At 45.8% G+C, this 17,537-nt stretch carries 16 protein-coding genes; 9 read left to right on the top strand and 7 right to left on the bottom strand.

Features of this window, described 5'->3' with window-relative positions; translation table 11 throughout:
• The first annotated feature begins 170 nt into the window (after nucleotides 1–170).
• The 9 genes from KNP91_RS00510 (at nucleotide 171) to KNP91_RS00470 (ending at nucleotide 8,610) form a co-directional block, all read left to right on the top strand.
• Entirely contained in the window at nucleotides 171–1,553 is a 1,383-nt protein-coding gene (locus KNP91_RS00510) for an MATE family efflux transporter (RefSeq protein WP_214765597.1), read from the top strand.
• Complete coding sequence (ybaK, locus tag KNP91_RS00505) at nucleotides 1,513–1,980, top strand: Cys-tRNA(Pro) deacylase (protein WP_214765600.1); 468 nt, start codon at nucleotides 1,513–1,515, stop codon at nucleotides 1,978–1,980. The genes KNP91_RS00510 and ybaK overlap by 41 nt, the downstream gene beginning before the upstream one ends.
• A 21-nt stretch (nucleotides 1,981–2,001) precedes the next feature.
• Nucleotides 2,002–2,748, top strand: a complete 747-nt coding sequence (gene pssA, locus KNP91_RS00500; protein ID WP_012369649.1) for a CDP-diacylglycerol--serine O-phosphatidyltransferase — start codon at nucleotides 2,002–2,004, stop codon at nucleotides 2,746–2,748.
• Between the two features lie 171 nt (nucleotides 2,749–2,919).
• Entirely contained in the window at nucleotides 2,920–3,318 is a 399-nt protein-coding gene (tnpA, locus tag KNP91_RS00495; protein ID WP_012369648.1) for an IS200/IS605 family transposase, read from the top strand.
• Nucleotides 3,319–3,323: 5 nt separating this feature from the next.
• A complete protein-coding gene (tnpB, locus tag KNP91_RS00490) occupies nucleotides 3,324–4,415 on the top strand; it encodes an IS200/IS605 family element RNA-guided endonuclease TnpB (RefSeq protein ID WP_214848153.1) in 1,092 nt (363 codons plus the stop codon).
• A 208-nt stretch (nucleotides 4,416–4,623) separates the two neighbouring features.
• Entirely contained in the window at nucleotides 4,624–5,382 is a 759-nt protein-coding gene (locus KNP91_RS00485) for a carotenoid biosynthesis protein (protein ID WP_251135827.1), read from the top strand.
• On the top strand, nucleotides 5,351–6,049 hold the full coding sequence (locus tag KNP91_RS00480; protein ID WP_214765606.1) for a lysophospholipid acyltransferase family protein: 699 nt from the start codon (nucleotides 5,351–5,353) through the stop codon (nucleotides 6,047–6,049). Before KNP91_RS00485 ends, KNP91_RS00480 begins: the two co-directional genes overlap by 32 nt.
• Nucleotides 6,046–7,122, top strand: a complete 1,077-nt coding sequence (locus KNP91_RS00475; protein WP_214765609.1) for a glycosyltransferase family 2 protein — start codon at nucleotides 6,046–6,048, stop codon at nucleotides 7,120–7,122. The genes KNP91_RS00480 and KNP91_RS00475 overlap by 4 nt, the downstream gene beginning before the upstream one ends.
• A gap of 15 nt (nucleotides 7,123–7,137) precedes the next feature.
• Nucleotides 7,138–8,610, top strand: coding sequence for a phytoene desaturase family protein (locus KNP91_RS00470; protein ID WP_214765612.1), 1,473 nt, complete (start codon nucleotides 7,138–7,140; stop codon nucleotides 8,608–8,610).
• 433 nt (nucleotides 8,611–9,043) lie between these two features.
• On the opposite strand, the gene KNP91_RS00465 is transcribed toward KNP91_RS00470, so the two are convergent.
• From KNP91_RS00465 to KNP91_RS00435, 7 genes are all read right to left on the bottom strand, one after another.
• Nucleotides 9,044–9,871 (bottom strand): phytoene/squalene synthase family protein, encoded by an 828-nt coding sequence (locus KNP91_RS00465; protein ID WP_012369642.1) that lies wholly within the window; start codon nucleotides 9,869–9,871, stop codon nucleotides 9,044–9,046.
• A complete protein-coding gene (locus KNP91_RS00460; RefSeq protein WP_012369641.1) occupies nucleotides 9,837–11,309 on the bottom strand; it encodes a phytoene desaturase family protein in 1,473 nt (490 codons plus the stop codon). The genes KNP91_RS00465 and KNP91_RS00460 overlap by 35 nt, the downstream gene beginning before the upstream one ends.
• Nucleotides 11,306–12,796, bottom strand: a complete 1,491-nt coding sequence (locus KNP91_RS00455; RefSeq protein WP_214848149.1) for a phytoene desaturase family protein — start codon at nucleotides 12,794–12,796, stop codon at nucleotides 11,306–11,308. Before KNP91_RS00455 ends, KNP91_RS00460 begins: the two co-directional genes overlap by 4 nt.
• A 105-nt stretch (nucleotides 12,797–12,901) precedes the next feature.
• Nucleotides 12,902–13,900: a class I SAM-dependent methyltransferase gene (locus KNP91_RS00450; protein ID WP_214848146.1), complete on the bottom strand. Its 999-nt coding sequence runs from the start codon at nucleotides 13,898–13,900 to the stop codon at nucleotides 12,902–12,904.
• A 151-nt stretch (nucleotides 13,901–14,051) separates the two neighbouring features.
• Entirely contained in the window at nucleotides 14,052–14,432 is a 381-nt protein-coding gene (locus KNP91_RS00445) for a DUF1516 family protein (protein ID WP_012369638.1), read from the bottom strand.
• 62 nt (nucleotides 14,433–14,494) lie between these two features.
• Nucleotides 14,495–17,059, bottom strand: coding sequence for an ATP-binding protein (locus tag KNP91_RS00440; protein ID WP_214765618.1), 2,565 nt, complete (start codon nucleotides 17,057–17,059; stop codon nucleotides 14,495–14,497).
• Nucleotides 17,040–17,417, bottom strand: coding sequence for a response regulator (locus KNP91_RS00435; protein ID WP_012369636.1), 378 nt, complete (start codon nucleotides 17,415–17,417; stop codon nucleotides 17,040–17,042). Before KNP91_RS00435 ends, KNP91_RS00440 begins: the two co-directional genes overlap by 20 nt.
• Nucleotides 17,418–17,537: the final 120 nt, after the last annotated feature.

Genomic DNA, 17,537 nt, shown 5'->3' with positions numbered 1-17,537 from the left:
CATCCATTCATTATGATGTATTCGTGATGTTTTATGAAAATCCTTTTAAATACTCTCTTTTTTTATGAAAGCTTACCTTTTGCTCTTTCATTATGAAAATCGAAGGCGTATAGTTTCCAAAAGATACAGAAAGACAATACGTTTTAAGGACTTAAAGGGGAATTAAATTTATGAAAACAGTTAAACAACAATCATTATTCCAAATTACATGGCCGCTATTCATTGAAATCGCGCTTCATATGAGCCTCGGGATCATCGCTACATTGATTCTCAGTTATTATTCTGACAGTGCAGCTGCCGCTGTCGGTGTTTCCAATCAGGTGCTGAACATTTTCATCATCCTGTTTAACATCACATCCGTTGGAGCAACCATCATCATTGGTCAATACTTAGGGGCGAAACGAGTTCAGGATGCCCGCCAGACCGCACGATCTGCTTTTTCCATCAATTTATATATCGGTTTAATCATTTCCGTTCTTGTTGCCTTGTTCGGAAAACAATTACTCGGATTCTTCTCTTTAGAAGGAGAAACACTCGTATATGGCGAAACGTTCTTAAAGATTGTTGGTCTCTTCTTATTCTTGGAAGCCATCTCTCTTACACTCGGTGCCATCTTACGCAGTCACGGTTTTACAAAAAATGCTATGTACGTCACGTTACTGATGAACTTCGTCAGTGCCTTTGGTAATGTCATTGCCGTCCTCGGATTATTCGGTATTCCTGTCCTTGGAGTCGCCGGAGTCGCTTGGTCGATCGTCATTGCCCGGTCTGTCGCCGTCGCTTTACTCTTTTTCGTTGTTTACCGGAAACTTTCTTTACGATTTAAGTTAAAAGATTTGGTACAAATCAATCGACGCGATATTAAAAGTATCATGAACATCGGAATCCCTTCTGCCGGAGAAGGTGTATCGTATCAGTTTTCTCAACTGATCATTACCGGTTTCATCGCAACCATCGGAGAGTCTGCTCTCTCTGCACGCGTTTATGTCTCAAACATCACAATGCTTTGTTTCTTATTCACATTAGCCATCGCACAAGGGACACAATTATTAGTCGCCCGCCAAGTCGGGGCTCAGCAATTCGAAGCAGCACATGCACGTGCTGTAAAAACGCTGAAAATCGCTGTTTTTGCCAGTTTTGCCTCTGCTGTTGCACTGGCATCTGTCGGAACATCCATTCTGTCTATGTTCACATCAAGTCCGGAAATCATCGCCATCGGTATTCCGTTGTTATGGGCGAGTGTCATTCTTGAACCGGGCCGTGCCATGAATATCGTTCTGATGGGAACACTAAAATCAGCCGGGGACGTCCGTTTCCCTGTCGCAATCGGTATTCTCTCGATGTGGGGAATCGCTGTTGTGCTCAGTTATACACTCGGCTTGCAATATGGACTCGGTTTACTCGGTATCTGGATTGCCTTCTCTGCCGACGAGTGGTTCCGCGGTATCTTTGCCTTAAAACGTTGGAACAGTCGGAAGTGGGCTCAATATGCTGTCGTCAAAGGAGAACAACATGACCACAACGAACGTCGCGAGACTTCTAAAGCAGTCTGACATCCCGTTCGACTTGCTTTCCTATCCTGTTGATGAACAGGATTTATCCGCTCAAAATGTCGCTAGAAAGATTAATTACCCGCTTTCGTCTATTTTTAAAACATTAGTTTTAGAAACAGACGCCCATCAATATGTGTTTGCTGTCATTTCCGGCGAAGAGGAAGTCAGTTTAAAAGCAGTCGCCCGGGCGGTGTCTGCCAAGAAAACACATTTGGTGCCAATGAAAGATTTAAAGCAACTGACGGGGTACATCCGAGGAGGTGTCGCCCCGATTGGTGCGAAAAAACCTTTCCCGGTCCTTTTATCGGATTCGGCTCTGAATCAAGAATTCATCATCATTTCGGCTGGCAAACGCGGTCTGCAGGTCAAACTCGCTCCTGATGATTTTCTCCGCTTCACGAACGGGATTGTCTTCATGAACCGCTGATATCTATCAGTTGTTTATGATATGATGGATAGTATCGAAGAAGTGGCAGGAGGAATCATTTTGTGGAAAGAACGTGTGCGTAACTCTATTCCGAACCTCTTTACGTTCGGAAATTTATACTGTGGTTTTCTTGCCATCGTCATGGCGGCGCGGGGAGATTTTCAAAATGCGACCTTACTGATCGTCATCGCGATGATGCTCGACAGTTTGGATGGTCGGATCGCCCGTATGCTTGGTGTCGCTGGTGATTTCGGAAAAGAACTGGACTCACTCGCTGATGTCGTGACCTTCGGTGTCGCTCCAGCCATGATGGCCTATTACACTTATTTTTATGATTTTGGAGAAATTGGTTTGCTGATTGCGGCGTTGTTCCCTCTGTTTGGTGCATTCCGCCTGGCCCGTTTCAATCTGTCGGCCACTAATGTAGCTTCCGCCTATTTTTCCGGCGTGCCGATTACAGCAGCCGGAGGTATCTTAGCCGTCGTCACCCTGTTCAGCGGCCGTATGAATGATTTAATGGTGCCGCTCGTCTTTACGGCTCTCGCCTTCTTAATGGTAAGCCGAGTCAAAATTCCGAGTTTCAAGGATATTCCGGTACCGCGACATACATTTGTCATCACTTTTACATTGCTGTACGTAACCTACGTCATGATTGCCCGCAGCAACGAGTGGTCGACTTTCTGGTTCGTCGCCGTTCCTCTCTACATCGCCTTTTTGTTATTTTCCTTCATCAAAAAGAAAAAACAGAAAAATCACCAGATCGATTAGCAGACCGGTTCATCCGGTCTGTTTTTTTTTAACTAAATTTAGCGAGAATTCTCCCACCTCTAAGCGTACCGGGACGAAGCCAAGCGTAGGTGGGAGATGAATCGCCCGTCTTGGCAAGACTAGAATCGTTTGATACAATCAGTGTGACTAACCAAAAGGACTGATATATCAATGAAAATGGACACAAATAAACATTCAGTCTTTCTTCTGAATTATCACCTTGTCCTAGTAGTGAAATACAGACGCAAAGTGATCGATGACGCCATCTCGGACTTCGCGAGACAGACGTTCGAACGAATCGGTGCATCGTATCACATCACGCTGAACGAGTGGAATCATGACGGCGATCATATCCATGTGCTCTTCAAAGCACACCCAAACACGGAGATGTCAAAGTTTCTGAACGCTTACAAGAGTGCAAGCAGCCGACTGATCAAACGAGACTTTCCGCATATCAAGAAACAACTATGGAAAGAAATGTTTTGGTCTCGAAGTTACTGTCTAGTGACGACCGGAGGTGCGACAAGCGACGTCATCAGACACTATATCGAAAAACAAGGAAAGGAGTGATTGCTTTGCTGAAGGCGTACAAGTTTCGACTCTATCCGACGAAATCCCAACAAGAATATTTCGTGAAGACGTTCGGTTGTGTCCGTTTCGTCTACAATAAGATGCTCGAAGAGCGGATCCGATTGTATGAAGATTCGAAGCTCAATCCTGACGCGAAGCAGAAGCTCCCAACCCCGGCGAAGTACAAGCCCGAATTCCCCTTCCTCAAAGAAGTCGACAGTCTTTCTCTTGCGAACGCTCAGATGGACTTAAACCAGGCGTATCAAAACTTTTTTCGAGATCAGTCTGTCGGGTTTCCGAAATTCAAATCGAAGCACAACGACCGAGCCTCTTACACAACAAACAATCTGAAGGGAAGCATCCGCATCGAAGATCGTAAGGTGAAACTTCCTAAAATCGGTTTTGTGAAGTTGAAACAACATCGTCCGTTTGATGGTGTGATCAAGTCCGCGACGGTCTCGATGACGAAGACGCGGAAATTCTTCATCTCCATCCTTGTCGATCAAGCCGAAGAGCAATGGGTTCCAGCCCAAAATAAAGTAGGAATCGACCTTGGTTTGGAGCACTTCGCCATCCTGACAAATGATGAACGTGTTTCTGAGAAAGTTGACAATCCTCGTTTTCTTCGAAAGTCCGAAGAGCAGATAAAGAAGGCGCAACGCGCTTTGGCCCGCAAGAAGATAGGGAGTAAGAACCGAGAGAAGGCGAGGAACATCCTCGCCAAGAAACATGAAAAGATTGCACATCAACGTCAAGATTTTCTTCATAAGCTTTCGAAACGGATGGTTGACGATAACCAAGTCATCGTCGTCGAGACACTTAAATCGAAGAACATGATGAAGAACCATAAGATCGCCAAATCGATTGGAGATGTCAGTTGGTATGGGTTCGTCCGACAGTTAGAATACAAATGCGCATTCTACGGACGAACACTTATCAAGGCGGATCAATGGTACGCCTCGACCCAAATCTGTTCTTCTTGTGGAGTAAAAGGTGAGAAGAAAACGTTGGATGTGCGCGAGTGGACATGTACTTGCGGTGCGCATCATGATCGAGATATCAATGCAAGTATCAACTTGTTGCTGTTAGCAGACTGAAAACCCTTCAGGGTGGGAACCACCCGATGAGCTTGGCAAATAATCGTAGCTCTTAAAAGTACGGTCTTCCCAAGAAGCTCCCCCTTCAATTTGCGAAGCAAATAAGTGGTGAGTAGTTCACTACCGTAAATTCCACCTCCATTCTGGCTCGACGCCCTTTGCTACGGGTATACTAATATCAGAATAAAAAGAGATGGAGGACGTACTCATGATGGATCGGTTTCAAAAGAAACTCTGGTTATTCTTTACCGTCTGGTTTTTTATCGGACTGATTTTAGTCGTTTTTTCCTTACTTCCGCCTTGGCTGGAATGGGCAAACGCTGTTTTTTTATTTGCATCGGGTTTATATGCCGCGCTTTACCTGTGGGATGTCGTACCGAAAGGACGTTTCATTATTCCCGTCATTTTCTTCGGGTCCATCATCATCGAATCGATCGGTGTCCATACCGGCTGGCCGTTTGGTACATATGCCTATGAGGCCGATTTTGGCGTCCTGCTGTTTGGTGTACCGATCACGATCGGTGCTGCCTGGTTGTCTGTCATGGGAGCCAGCCTTGCTTTCTCACGACGATTCCCGATTCGTTTCAACACGGTCATTTTAGTCCCGTTGTTTGCAGTCTGGCTGGATATGGCCATCGACCCGGTGGCTGCCAACGTCAAATCCTATTGGCTCTGGCAGGACGGCGGTTTCTATTATGACATTCCGACACAAAACTTTTTTGGCTGGTATGGAACGGCACTCTTTTTCTCGCTCCTGATCGCCCGGTTTGAACAACAGTCTACCATCACAGCTCTTGAACGGAACAACCAGTATCTTTTTCTGATGCTTCATGCGCTGTTCGGTCTGACAGCAGGTGTCGCAGGACTTTACGGTGTGACACTGATCAGTCTTCTCGCTGGTATTACCTATTGGCTCACACAAGGAGGTGTGCGTTTTGCAAAAAGCAAACAAAAGCAAATGGGCTGAACACACTTTTCATTTCTACGTAAAAGAACGCTTAATCCGAAAGCAGTTTCACCGTGTCCTGTACCGGGCAGATGATTTACCGACACCCGGCTTGATGCTCGCGACGCACGGCTCATGGTGGGATGGCATGATTTTATTTCATTTGGATCAAACAGTCCTGCGTCACGACCCTTACGTCATGATTGATCAGCATGGACTGGAACGGTTTCCTTTTTTCACCCGTCTTGGAGGATTCTCGATCGATCGGAGTTCATTTGGAGAAATCAAGCAAAGTCTGCAGTATGCAAAAGAGCGGTTGGCAGACGGAAGCAGTGTCTGGATGTTCCCTCAAGGGGAGGAACGGCATCAAGAAGAGCGTCCGCTCCAACTCAGCAGCGGGGCGACACATCTTGCCAAAACAGCCCGGTCGATTTCCCTGTTTTCGTTTTATTATTCATTTGGTCACGAACAACAGCCGGACGTCTACATCCGCACCCGGACCATTGAACTGCCTGCTGCGCGTGCTTCGGAACAGTTGCGTTATCTGACGGATGCGATGACCCGGCTGTACGACGATGTCCGGACGGATGCCGTTGAAGAACGCGTTGAATCGTACCGTGTATTGACTACAAGAAAGGAGCCGCTTCCTGTGAAGACGGAACAGTGGTTACGGGCGATCCGTTCATGATCATCGTACTGTTTGCCGTTGCAGCACTTGTTTGTCTCTACACGTTCATCAATCTGTCGTTTTTACCGAAACTAAGCGAACCTGTTCTTCCGCCGAGTCTTGCAATCTGTATTCCGCTACGGAACGAAGAACGGAATGTCGAGAAACTGATTCATTCCCTCCGACAAGCGCTTCATCCGAATATGCACGTCTATTTATACGAAGACCGCTCGACTGACCGGACCCGCGATCTGTTAGTCCGGCTGGTCAGTGATGAAAATCAGTTCACGATCATCGACGGTCTCGACCTACCATCCGGATGGGCCGGGAAAGTCCATGCCTGTCATCAATTGGCACAGGCGACTCATGAAGAATACCTATTGTTCTTAGACGCTGACATCACACTGGCAGCAGACACGGTTCCCCGGCTCTACGCAACGCTTCAAAAAGAACAGGCGGTCTTCTTATCAGGCTTTCCGTCGTTCCCTGTTCCGACTTTTCTCGGAAAGTGTCTCATTCCGATGCAACATGTCTTGATCGCCCAACACCTTCCGATTGCTTTCCGGAAGGTCAAGCATCCCGCCTTTGCAGCAGCAAACGGGATGGTCGTCCTTGTTGAACGGCATGCTTATGAACAAGTCGGCGGACATCAGGCGATTCAAATGGCGCTCGTCGACGATTTGGAACTCTGCCGGACGTTCAAACAAAACGGCTTTACGACAACGCTCGTCGACGTGGCTCCTTATGTCAGCTGTGACATGTATGCGACCAACCGTGACGTCTGGCAAGGTTTCCTGAAAAACGTCTTTCGCGGTATGAATGATTCCTATATCGCCGGCAGCTATTTCCTGCTGTTTTACTTGATCCAAGCGGCCGCTTTACCGCTTGTCTTCTTTTTCCCGTCCTTTTGGACGCTCGGAGCCTTTCTTTTGATGATGATTGCCCGTTACCGCATCGATCGGAAGGCCATGATTTCTCGTGCTTGGTTTTGGCATCCTGTTGCGTCCATTCTTTATGTCGTATTACTCGCGACAGCGATGATTCGAAGACTGAAGAAAAGGGAAATCAGTTGGAAGGGTCGGACATATTCTTAAGGAGGTTTCATTGTTATGAAACATATCGCAGTCATCGGAGCGGGACTCGGCGGTTTGAGTGCCGCCATCTCACTTGCTTCAAAAGGATTTAAAGTCACCGTCATTGAACGTAATGAACACATTGGTGGAAAGATGATGCCTATCACATCAGAGGGACACCGTTTTGATTTCGGTCCCAATACGATCACAATGCCTGAAATCTTTCAATCCGTCATTTTGGAATCGGGAGCAGATCCTGATGACTATTTTACTTTTGAAAAATTGACGCGTCATACGGTCAATCATTTTCCGGACGGTCGTTCATTGACATTTGCCAGCGGCCGTGAAGCGATGCGGACTGAAGTTGACCGTTTCACGAAGGGACAACTTGCCAAAAATGATATTACGGGTTATCAAGATGAAGTCCGGGAACTGTACAATATCGCCAAACAACAATTTTTCATCAATATCGACTCTTATTTTAATTTTTCCTTATTGCGTGACATGACGAAGATCCATCCCTTTAAGACACTTCACGGGCTACACAAAAAATATTTTAAAGATCCCCAGCTGATCCAAGCACTCGATCGGTATGCGACTTACATCGGAAGCAGCCCGTTTCAAGCGCCGGCAACATTCGGTTTAATTGCCCATCTCGAGCTGAATGACGGTGTTTATTTCACACGTGGCGGAAATACCGCCATTGCCGAAGGATTTGCCCGTCGCGCCCGTGAACTCGGTGTGACGTTTCGGCTAGGTGACGAAGTGACACAGATTGAAGTGACCAATCAGTTGGCAACGGAGATCGAACTCAATCATGTCGATTACCTGTCTGTTGATTTCATCGTGTTAAATGGTGACCTGCTTACCCAATATCCACGGTTGATTTCAGAAACGGTCCGGCCTGACTTCAAAAATCCGACTCCTGCGCAAATGGAGCCGTCGATTTCTGCTTATGTCCGGTGCATCGGACTCGGACGCCGTATTGCCGGACTTGCCCATCATAACGTCTTTTTCTCTTCCGACTATGAAGCCGAATTCGAAGCGTTATTTAATCAACATCGCTATGCAGAAGAGCCGACCATCTACATCTCGAATTCCTCGGTCACGGCACCGGAAATGGGAGAAGCCGGTGACAACCTGTTTGTCCTTGTCAATGCTCCGGCTACCCACAAAGGATCTGCCGTTGATTTTGACACGTACGATAAAATCATCGATCAACGCCTTCAACAGTTCGGAATCGATATTACGTCTGACGTTTTATTCGAACAACGGATTACACCACAGGATATTGAACAGAAATTTTCAGCGTATCATGGTTCGCTGTATGGTCTTTCTTCGAATGGTACACGGGGAGCTTTCATGCGTCCAAGTAACCGTTCAAAGAATGTTCACAATTTGTTTTTTGCCGGCGGATCGACGCATCCCGGTGGCGGTAGTCCAATGGTGACGCTTTCAGGAAAACTGGCAAGCGAACGAATCGTGTCTGCAGTCGCTGCCACCCTGTGAACGTTATGTGAATTGCATATCAATTACTTGTACGGACAACTTAGATTTGATACGATTACTTCGAGTTCAAGAGGTAGTGATTGACCCCACATCCTCAATCAAGCGCATGGTGACTTCCCCGAGTCAAACGCGTTTAGGAACTTAACATATCTGTTTCGTCTGAATCATTTGTTCAAGACCCACTTGTTCAATCGATACACCACTGTAAACGGTTCGGCATGACTTACGACGTTCCCCCTTAGATCGTCTCATCCCGATTCGTTTACGGACAGCTCAATCATCATCAGATCCATCCCCGTGGATCGCGACCTGTCTTGTTGGAACTCTGTATCTGATTTTGTACAAACAGATTTTAGTTTAGACTCCCCGGTCTAAACTCCATAAAAAAAAGACCTTGGTCCCCGCCGAGGTCTTTTTTTTATGGAGTTTTTCGTCAAATCGTAGCGAGCAACTTCATCTTTTGCCATCGGCTGACATAAGCACGTTTCGTGAACACATCGTATTGATTGTCACGTGCTGCGTCGAGGATTCCCCGGTACAGTAAAGCCGCCACTTTCAGTGCACGACGGCTTTCTTTCGGATAGCGGTCAAACGAAGGCGTTGCTGCATCGTATAAATGCTCGGCTCTTAATGCCAATGCTTCCCACAATCCGGCAAAGTCGCCGGAAGGAGTTCCCGCCAACAACGATTCCGTTGTCACACCATACTGGTCCATCCAATCTTTCGGTAAATAGATACGTCCCCGCTTTGCATCTTCTCCGACATCCCGAAGAATGTTGGTTAATTGCATCGCGATTCCGAGTTGAATGGCGGACTCCCGTAAATCATTTTGTTTCGGTGCAAGAATCGGCAACAGCATCAAGCCAACCGTACTCGCGACATAATAACTATATTTCTCCGTCTCTTCCAGCGAGTGGTACCGATTTTTTTCGATGTCCCACCGCATACCTTCTGCCAGTTCTAAAAACGGCGTCTCATCCATCTCATACCGTTTAAAGACATCTGCGAGTGCAATCCATAAGGGTTTATTGATCGAGTTACCCGACCGGAATAAACGAAACTCTTCCAGGAATTCCGCTAAGCTTTCTTTTGGTGTCGCTGATTCATCCACCGTATCATCGAGATGACGACAAAACGTATAGATGGCGTAGACTGCCATCCGATCTTGCTTCGGCAGTAAAGAGAAGGCTTTATAAAAGGTTTTTGATCCACCTTGAATCGTTTGTTCACATACTAGATATGCGTTCGTCACTGTATCCATTTTTCCACCTCATCTCTTGTTCCATTCGATTGACAAGTAATGTCGCTCCCATCATAACGATCGGAACGCCTCCACACGGATGGACAGATGCGCCTACTGCATACAACCGTTCAATATCAGCATAAGGTTTAGCTTGTGTTTTTAAAGCAGCCGATTGGCGAATCGTCGGTGCGATGCCAAAACTTCCGCCTTCATACAATCCAAAATCTTGAGCATCTTGAGGTGTACGTATTTTCATTTCGGTAACTTGACTTTGGAATCCAGGAAGATGTTGCTCAATTTTGTCTAAAATCTGATCAATAAATCCGTGCGCTTCATAGTTAGCCTGATCAAATCCACGTGGTGACGGAACCAACGCATAGACGACACTAGTACCGGATGCCGTCAATGCGTCATCAATCTTACTCGGATTAAATAAATAGACGGCAGGATTTTCCGGCAACTCATTTTTCTTGAAGATGGACGTCATCAACGGTTTTAAATCACTTGGCATTAAAAAACGATGGACAGGTAAATCAACTTTTCCGTCAATCTTAAAGTACAGCAGTAATGTTCCGCCGGACGGCACATACTTTTTCGGTTGCTTGCCTTCAACCAAATATTCCATCAATGGAAACTCTCCGTTCAGGACAACCGTATCATATACGTACTCCTGTCCTGCAGCGACAAGTCCCTTCGTCTGACCTTGCTGGATCAAGACGCGGTCGACCGGTTGATTGAACTTAAACGTAACGCCCCGCTCAACTAACGCTTCATACATCCGCTCGGCTAAAGAGAAGTATCCGCCTTTAACGTACCAGACACCCTCTTCCTGTTCCCGGTAAGGAATCAATCCATAGATGGAAGGCGTCGTGTAAGGGTTACCCCCGATGTAAAAGGTCGGAAAACTGTAAGCCATTCGCAGGTGTTTACTTTTAAAGAAACGTTTTAAGTGATCATGTGCCGTTTCCATCGCATGCATCTTCACTAAGGGCGCTAACATATCCGGGTGCAACAAATCCCGTTTACGTGAATATGTCCGCTCTAAAAATTTCGATACGCTGACGTCATAATCCTTTGCTTTTTGTTGCATAAATTCTTGGAACCCGCGACCTTCTCCGAATTGACGTTCAATCGCAATCGTTTGATCAACTACATCCGCCTGTTTTGTCACAATCGTTCCGTCGTCGAAATGAAGGTCGTATAAAGGATCAATCCGTTCCAACTCAACACCTTCAAGCCCCGCTTCTCTTAATTGTTCCTGCAGTTTTCCGGGCATCAAGACAATCGTCGGCCCCTGATCAATTCTTCCGCCTGTCTCGAAATCAACGGAGGCGAGTCGACCGCCTGCACGTGACTCTTTTTCAAAAATCGTGATTTCGACTTCCGGATATCGTTTCGTTAGTAATAAAGCGGCGTGGAGTGTTCCGACACCTGCTCCGACAAATCCAATTTTCATTTTCCGACACCCACTTCACTTGTCAATAAGTCCGCCGTGATCCGAGCTGATTCAAAGATGGTCGGAAGGCCGCTTCCAGGATGCGTTCCGCCTCCAACCAGATAGACATGCTCCAATTCTTCAAACCGGTTATGCGGTCTAAAATACATCATTTGTGTTAACTGATGTCCCAAATTAAAAGTTGCTCCCTGGTGTACTCCCATCGCTTCCCAATCATCCGGTGTGAACGTCTCTTCCACTTCAATCGCTGCTTCGACACCTGTATAAGGCGAACGATGTTCCAAGGCATCGAGGACACGACGGCGTAATTTCGGTCCTTCAATCGCCCAGTCGAGTTCAGAGTAATTATTCGGAACCGGTACTAACACGTACAACGATGATTTCCCTTCAGGTGCCAATGTACTGTCGATGATTGATGGATTTTGGACATAGAATGAAAAATCATCGGATAATTCCAATGTCTGGGTCATCTCACGGACATTTTTTTCATAATCATCGGCAAAATAAATCGTATGGTGCGGAGCATCAAATGATTTATTGACACCTAAGTACAGCATAAAGGTCGAACAAGAAAACTTCTTCCGGTCAATTTTCGGACGCGACCATTTTTTCAGGACACCTTCGGGAACAAGATGATTCATCGCATGGGCAAAATCTGCTCCGACGACAACATCATCGTATAAAACATGTTCACCAGACTCGAGAATGACGCCGGTCGCAGTTGTTCCATCTAAAATCAATTGACTGATTCCTATATTGAGATGGACCGTCCCCCCGAGCTCTTCCACTGCCCGTTTCATCGCTTCCGGAATTTGATTCATTCCGCCGATCGGATGATGGACACCATATGCATGTTCCATATAGGACAGGATAGAAAAACCGCCCGGACATTCCCATGCTGACATCCCTAAATACTTCGCTTGGAAAGTAAAAGCGTACTTTAATTCTTCACTCGTAAAATAATCGGACAGGACATCGTATAACGAACGCCCGAGAGATAGACGCGGGAGCGCCGTGATGACGCGTGGAGACAGATAGTCCGTTAATTTATCGTGTTTCGTCTGCAAAATCGGCATCAGTTTTGCCAGCTTCAAGGCTTGTTCTGCCATGAAACGATCATATCCTTCCCCGTTTCCTGGGAAATGTTGCTCAATCGTCTGTTTCATCCGATCACGATCCGTTGTCATCGTAAAATGATCTTTCCCGCCGTTGAAATACAGTGTGTACATGGGATCAAGTGCTTTTAAGTCCAAATAATCCTTCATATCCAAACCGATACTCGTAAATAAGTTTTCTAGGATATGCGGCATATTTAAAAAGGTAGGACCCCGGTCAAACTGGTAATCCCCGACCTGCACGCGAGAAGTTCGCCCCCCGACAATCGGTTGTTTTTCATATACGGTAACATCTATTCCTCTGCCTGCAAGCAACATCGCACAAGCGAGCCCTCCAGGTCCTGCTCCAATAACGGCTACACGCTGCTTCACACGAATCTCTCCCTTTTTCTCTACTCGTTTTAACTATTATACTAATCACATACTACTCCCCACAAATTTGAACTGCCCTAAAACTGTAAAAACGCCAAGCTTCCCTTAGGAAGTGGCGTTTGCAGTCACAATATACCAGGCTCCTTCTTTTAAAAATGGTGAAATCGACACATTTTTAAAACCTGCAGCATGAAGTTGTTCTGTTAGTTCTTCTTTACCCGGCAACGGATAAAGATTTTCATGTAACGTCATGAACGCATTGAATGCGGCAGAGAATGGCGCACCGTGTTCACTGCCACGTAATGGCGTGACTAAAATGACCGTCCCGTCATCCTTAACGAAACGCCGGACCCCCTCGAGAAGACGAAGACGTTCTTCCTTCGGGAAATAATATAAAATATTGTTCATCATGACGCCGTCATATGTTTCTTTGACGTCATATGTTTTGATATCGCCGACGGTAAAATCAATTTCACCGGTCGTGTCCCGCCGTTTCGCTTCCGCGATGACCGATTCCTCAATATCAATTCCTGCCAGTCGCAGTTCAGGCAAAGCTTCATGAATTTTACGTAAGTAACCGCCGTAAGCACAGCCGATGTCTAGCAATGATGTCACGTTTTGACTGCGGATGATATGACGGACGGCAGGAAACGCAACGGTCTCCACTAATGCGGATGTTTCTGCCACAATATCGCCGTGTTCTTCCCCATCGAACTTTTTCTGCTGGCCATGTTCCAAAAATTGTGGATAAGAGAACAACGCAGGCAGATGCAGTTCCATCAATTCGGATAACATAAAACCGATACTTCTTTCATCTGTTTTAGATAATTCCGGCAATACGTGACGGGTCGCTGTATATCGTAAGTCTTTCTTTTTCAGATGTCCTACCGCCAATCCGACTTCAAACCAACGGGATAAGGCTTCTGTCGTCAATGGTTGCTTGAGACGAACCTGAGCCTCAGCTTGCGTCGCCCCTGATCCTAATACATCAAAGAGACCGTATTTATACCCGATGTAACCATGCCATAAAGGTAAAACAGGTTCAGCTCGTTTCATCCACTTTCTTGCCCGGAAAACTTTCGTCCATTCTTTCAACTGTGCCACAAGCGTTCCCCTCTCGACTGCGTAATATATCCCTTTTCCCAAATAACAACAGTTTGTAAACACAAAAAAACACACGTTCCTCTTTATGACGAGTAACGTGTGTGTAATCCGACCAAACGGATTGTCTGATTGATGATTGACCTGGGTCGGATTAAAAGAATTGCATACCGTACGGTAACGAATATCCAAGGAAAATCGTTACGAGGACGAGTACCGCAAATCCAAGCAGGAAACCGGAATAGGATTTCCCTTTTTTAAGACGAACAAGTGTCAGTTCTCCAAAAATCAGGACAAGCAGACCGGCTGTGATTTTCGCATGGTACAAGCCATCCGGATTAGCAGACTGTCCCATGATCGTGATGTAGAGATAAAGACCCGTCCCAAACGTCAAGAGCAATAAGAGACGGAATGCCATGTGAACGCCTTTCGCAGCACTTTTTCCGTTCTTATACATCGAGAACGCAACAAAAAATGTAACAAGCAGTAAAATCCATAATAAAACGTGTGTGTGTACAAATGCAGTAATCGGCATTTGATTTCCCCCTTTGTTCATTCTTCATTCATCGTATCTGATTTTTCACTTCAGACATAGTATTATTTTTCCGACATATCAAGTCCGTCAGGAACCACCATGTATTCCTGGACACTCTGCGGCAGCTTGACAGTAAACGTGCTTCCCTGCTTTTCGACCGACTCGACTGTAATCTCTCCATCATGTCCTTCGACGATTTCTTTACAGATAGCAAGACCAAGACCGGTTCCGCCAATTTTCCGGCTGTCCGAATTATCGACCCGGTAAAATTTATCGAATAGCTTCGCCAAGGCAGACTTCGGAATCCCGATTCCTTCATCCCGTACTGCAAACTGGACATGATGATGGTCCGCTTCCAACACGACTTCGATGTTCCCCCCGAACGGAGAGTACTTGACAGCATTGTTCAACAGATTATTCATCAGTTGCTTCATTTTTTCCTCATCCGCTTCAATCAGAGGACAAGCATCGGTCAGGGAACGGAACGTGATCGTATGATTCGTTGTCGATGCCGCGTAGAATTGCGTCGTTTCTTCTAAAAGCGGTTGTAGATTCAGTAGTCCTTTTTGATAGGATTGAATTCTCGCTTCCATCCGTTGGACATCCAAAAAATCATTGACGAGATTCGATAAACGTTCCGTTTCCGAGTGAATGGTTTTTAAATACTTATCTTGTTTCGAAAGATCCATCTTCCGATTCAACATCAGTTCCGTAAAACCGTAGATCGAGGATAACGGTGTCCGCAGTTCATGCGAAACGGTCGAAACCAATTCCGATTTCAGACGGTCCATCTCGGTTTCCTTCGTCACATCACGCAAGACAAGCATCGTCCCTTTCCGGATCCCTTCCACTTCAATCGTTTCCACATAAAATTGAATGAATACGACTTGCTGATGGATCGAAAATTGCAGACTGTCCTTCGGAACTTCCCCTCGTAAAATACCTTCCATGTACCGGGCAAAGATTTCAGGTTCATCGACAACCGCACGAATCGTATTAAGGCATCCTTGCAGCGTTTCGTTTTTGGCCGCGCCATATTGAAGCTCCGGAAATAAATCGTACAGCGGACGATTGACGAACACTTCGTCTTTTCCCGGTTCAATATAGATGACCGCTTCGCGGATTGAATCCAAAATGCGTTCGGTTTTTGTTTTTTCACGGTTCATCTCATCAAATAATCGCATTCGCAACAAGGAAAGAGACAACTGGCGTGAAAACGACATGATATCGCGCATCTGTTCATTCGTAAACTGATCCCGGTAACGGACAAGATAAATGAATGCAATGGCTTCTTCCGATGCCGGATCAAAAATCGGAACTGCCGTCTCATACATATAGTACGGATACGGCAACGGATGATCGCTCGCGACTTGCTTCGAGGAATGAACGGCTTTTTTTAATGACTCCGCACGTTTCAACAAAGACAGATCACTTCCGAGCAATCGTTCTGACAGTTCTTCCGTCATCCCGTGCGTTACGATCGAATACGCAGATCCTTCATCGACAAACACAAGGGCTCCGATTTCGGAATCCGTAATGGCAATCAGCTTTTCAATAATTTCCGGATATGCTGTCAAGGCTTCCCGAGCTGCCAACGTTTCCGTCAAATCATTGCGATATTGCAGATGTTGTTCATTCCGCATCGTTAACTCAAGCGCTTCCTCAAGTTCCTGTTGTTGCGCCTGCAGTTCTTCCTGCTGTGCCTGCAATTCTTCCTGTTGCGCCTGCAGTTCTTCATTTTTAGCCAAGAGATGCTGTTTATTATCTGAGATGGAACTTGCCATTTGATTAAATGACAAAGCTAGAATTCCGATTTCATCTTTCCGTCCGGATACTTTGACATGTTTGATATCTTCGCCGCCGGCTAGACGCTGGCTGTTTTTAACGAGTGACAACAGTTCTGCCGTAATTTTCCGGATGAACGGATAGACGAAGAAAATCAAGACCCCGACTAATACGATGATGTTCGACAGCCAAATTAGTTGGGTCGTCTGAATTTCCTGTTCCAACTGACGGCTCGTTTTTTCCGACCAGTCTTCGAGGAAGTCGCGATACCCGCCAAGCGCCAACTCGCTTTTGTTGATTTCCGATAACACATCAATGTTTCCGGAAGCGTCTAATTTGATTTGTCCATTTGCCAGCAATTCTTTACCGAGCGGCAACGATGTTAATGTCTTCCCTTCCAAAAAGGATTCCGTGACTGTTCCGGATGACTTCGCTTCCACATACGATTGAATCAACGGCAAAATCGCTTCGAAGTAATAAGCATAGAGTTCACGTGAAGAACGCGCATAATCTTTTCCTTGCTGATAAATCGCATTTTCTTCAAACCAACGTGTCTGCTCATCGATCGTTTTGCGTTGGTTGATCATCTTCTGGTAAATATCCTGATCACCAATCAGCGCATAACCCCGCATGTTGAACTGCAAATCCTGCCATTCTTCCCATAGTGCACCCGCACGGGCGCTGCGCTCTCTGATGTCTTCCAGTTTCAATCGGGTTTCCTGCAATTTTGTATCCGTATAAGTATAGACAATCAGCGAAGAAATCATAAGTGTCGTTAACACGATATAAAAGGAAGCCATTAACTGGCGTCCGATTTTTCGATTAATCCACTGGATGATCACTCAATATTCCTCCTACGACATCAATCAATTCGAGTGGACTGAATGGTTTCGAGAAGAAATAATTGGCTCCGATTTCTTCCGCCCGTTCCCGGTCAGATTGTTGACTTTTTGCTGTCAACATCATGATTTTTAAATTTTGTTTATCTGGATGACGTCGTACTTTTTCGATGACTTCGATTCCGGTCATTCCAGGCATCATATAATCCAGTAAGACAAGATCGTAATGCTGACTCATGATTTTCTGATACGCTTCATCACCATCTGTCGCTTCGTCAATCGTATACCCTTCGTCTTCTAACGTATCGAGCACCAGCATACGTAATACATCTTCATCTTCCGCTAATAAAATCCGTGCCATCTATAAAACCTCCTATGGTATCCGGTTATTCTTTTACATACCTTTTCATTTTACACAGTTCTTTCATATTTAGAAATGAAAATCGTCTGACGAATCGGTTCTGCTCACTGAATATGTGAC

Source organism: Exiguobacterium sp. s138 (assembly GCF_018618775.1).
Taxonomy (GTDB): domain Bacteria; phylum Bacillota; class Bacilli; order Exiguobacteriales; family Exiguobacteriaceae; genus Exiguobacterium_A; species Exiguobacterium_A artemiae.
This window is presented reverse-complemented; position numbering and strand designations above follow the sequence as displayed.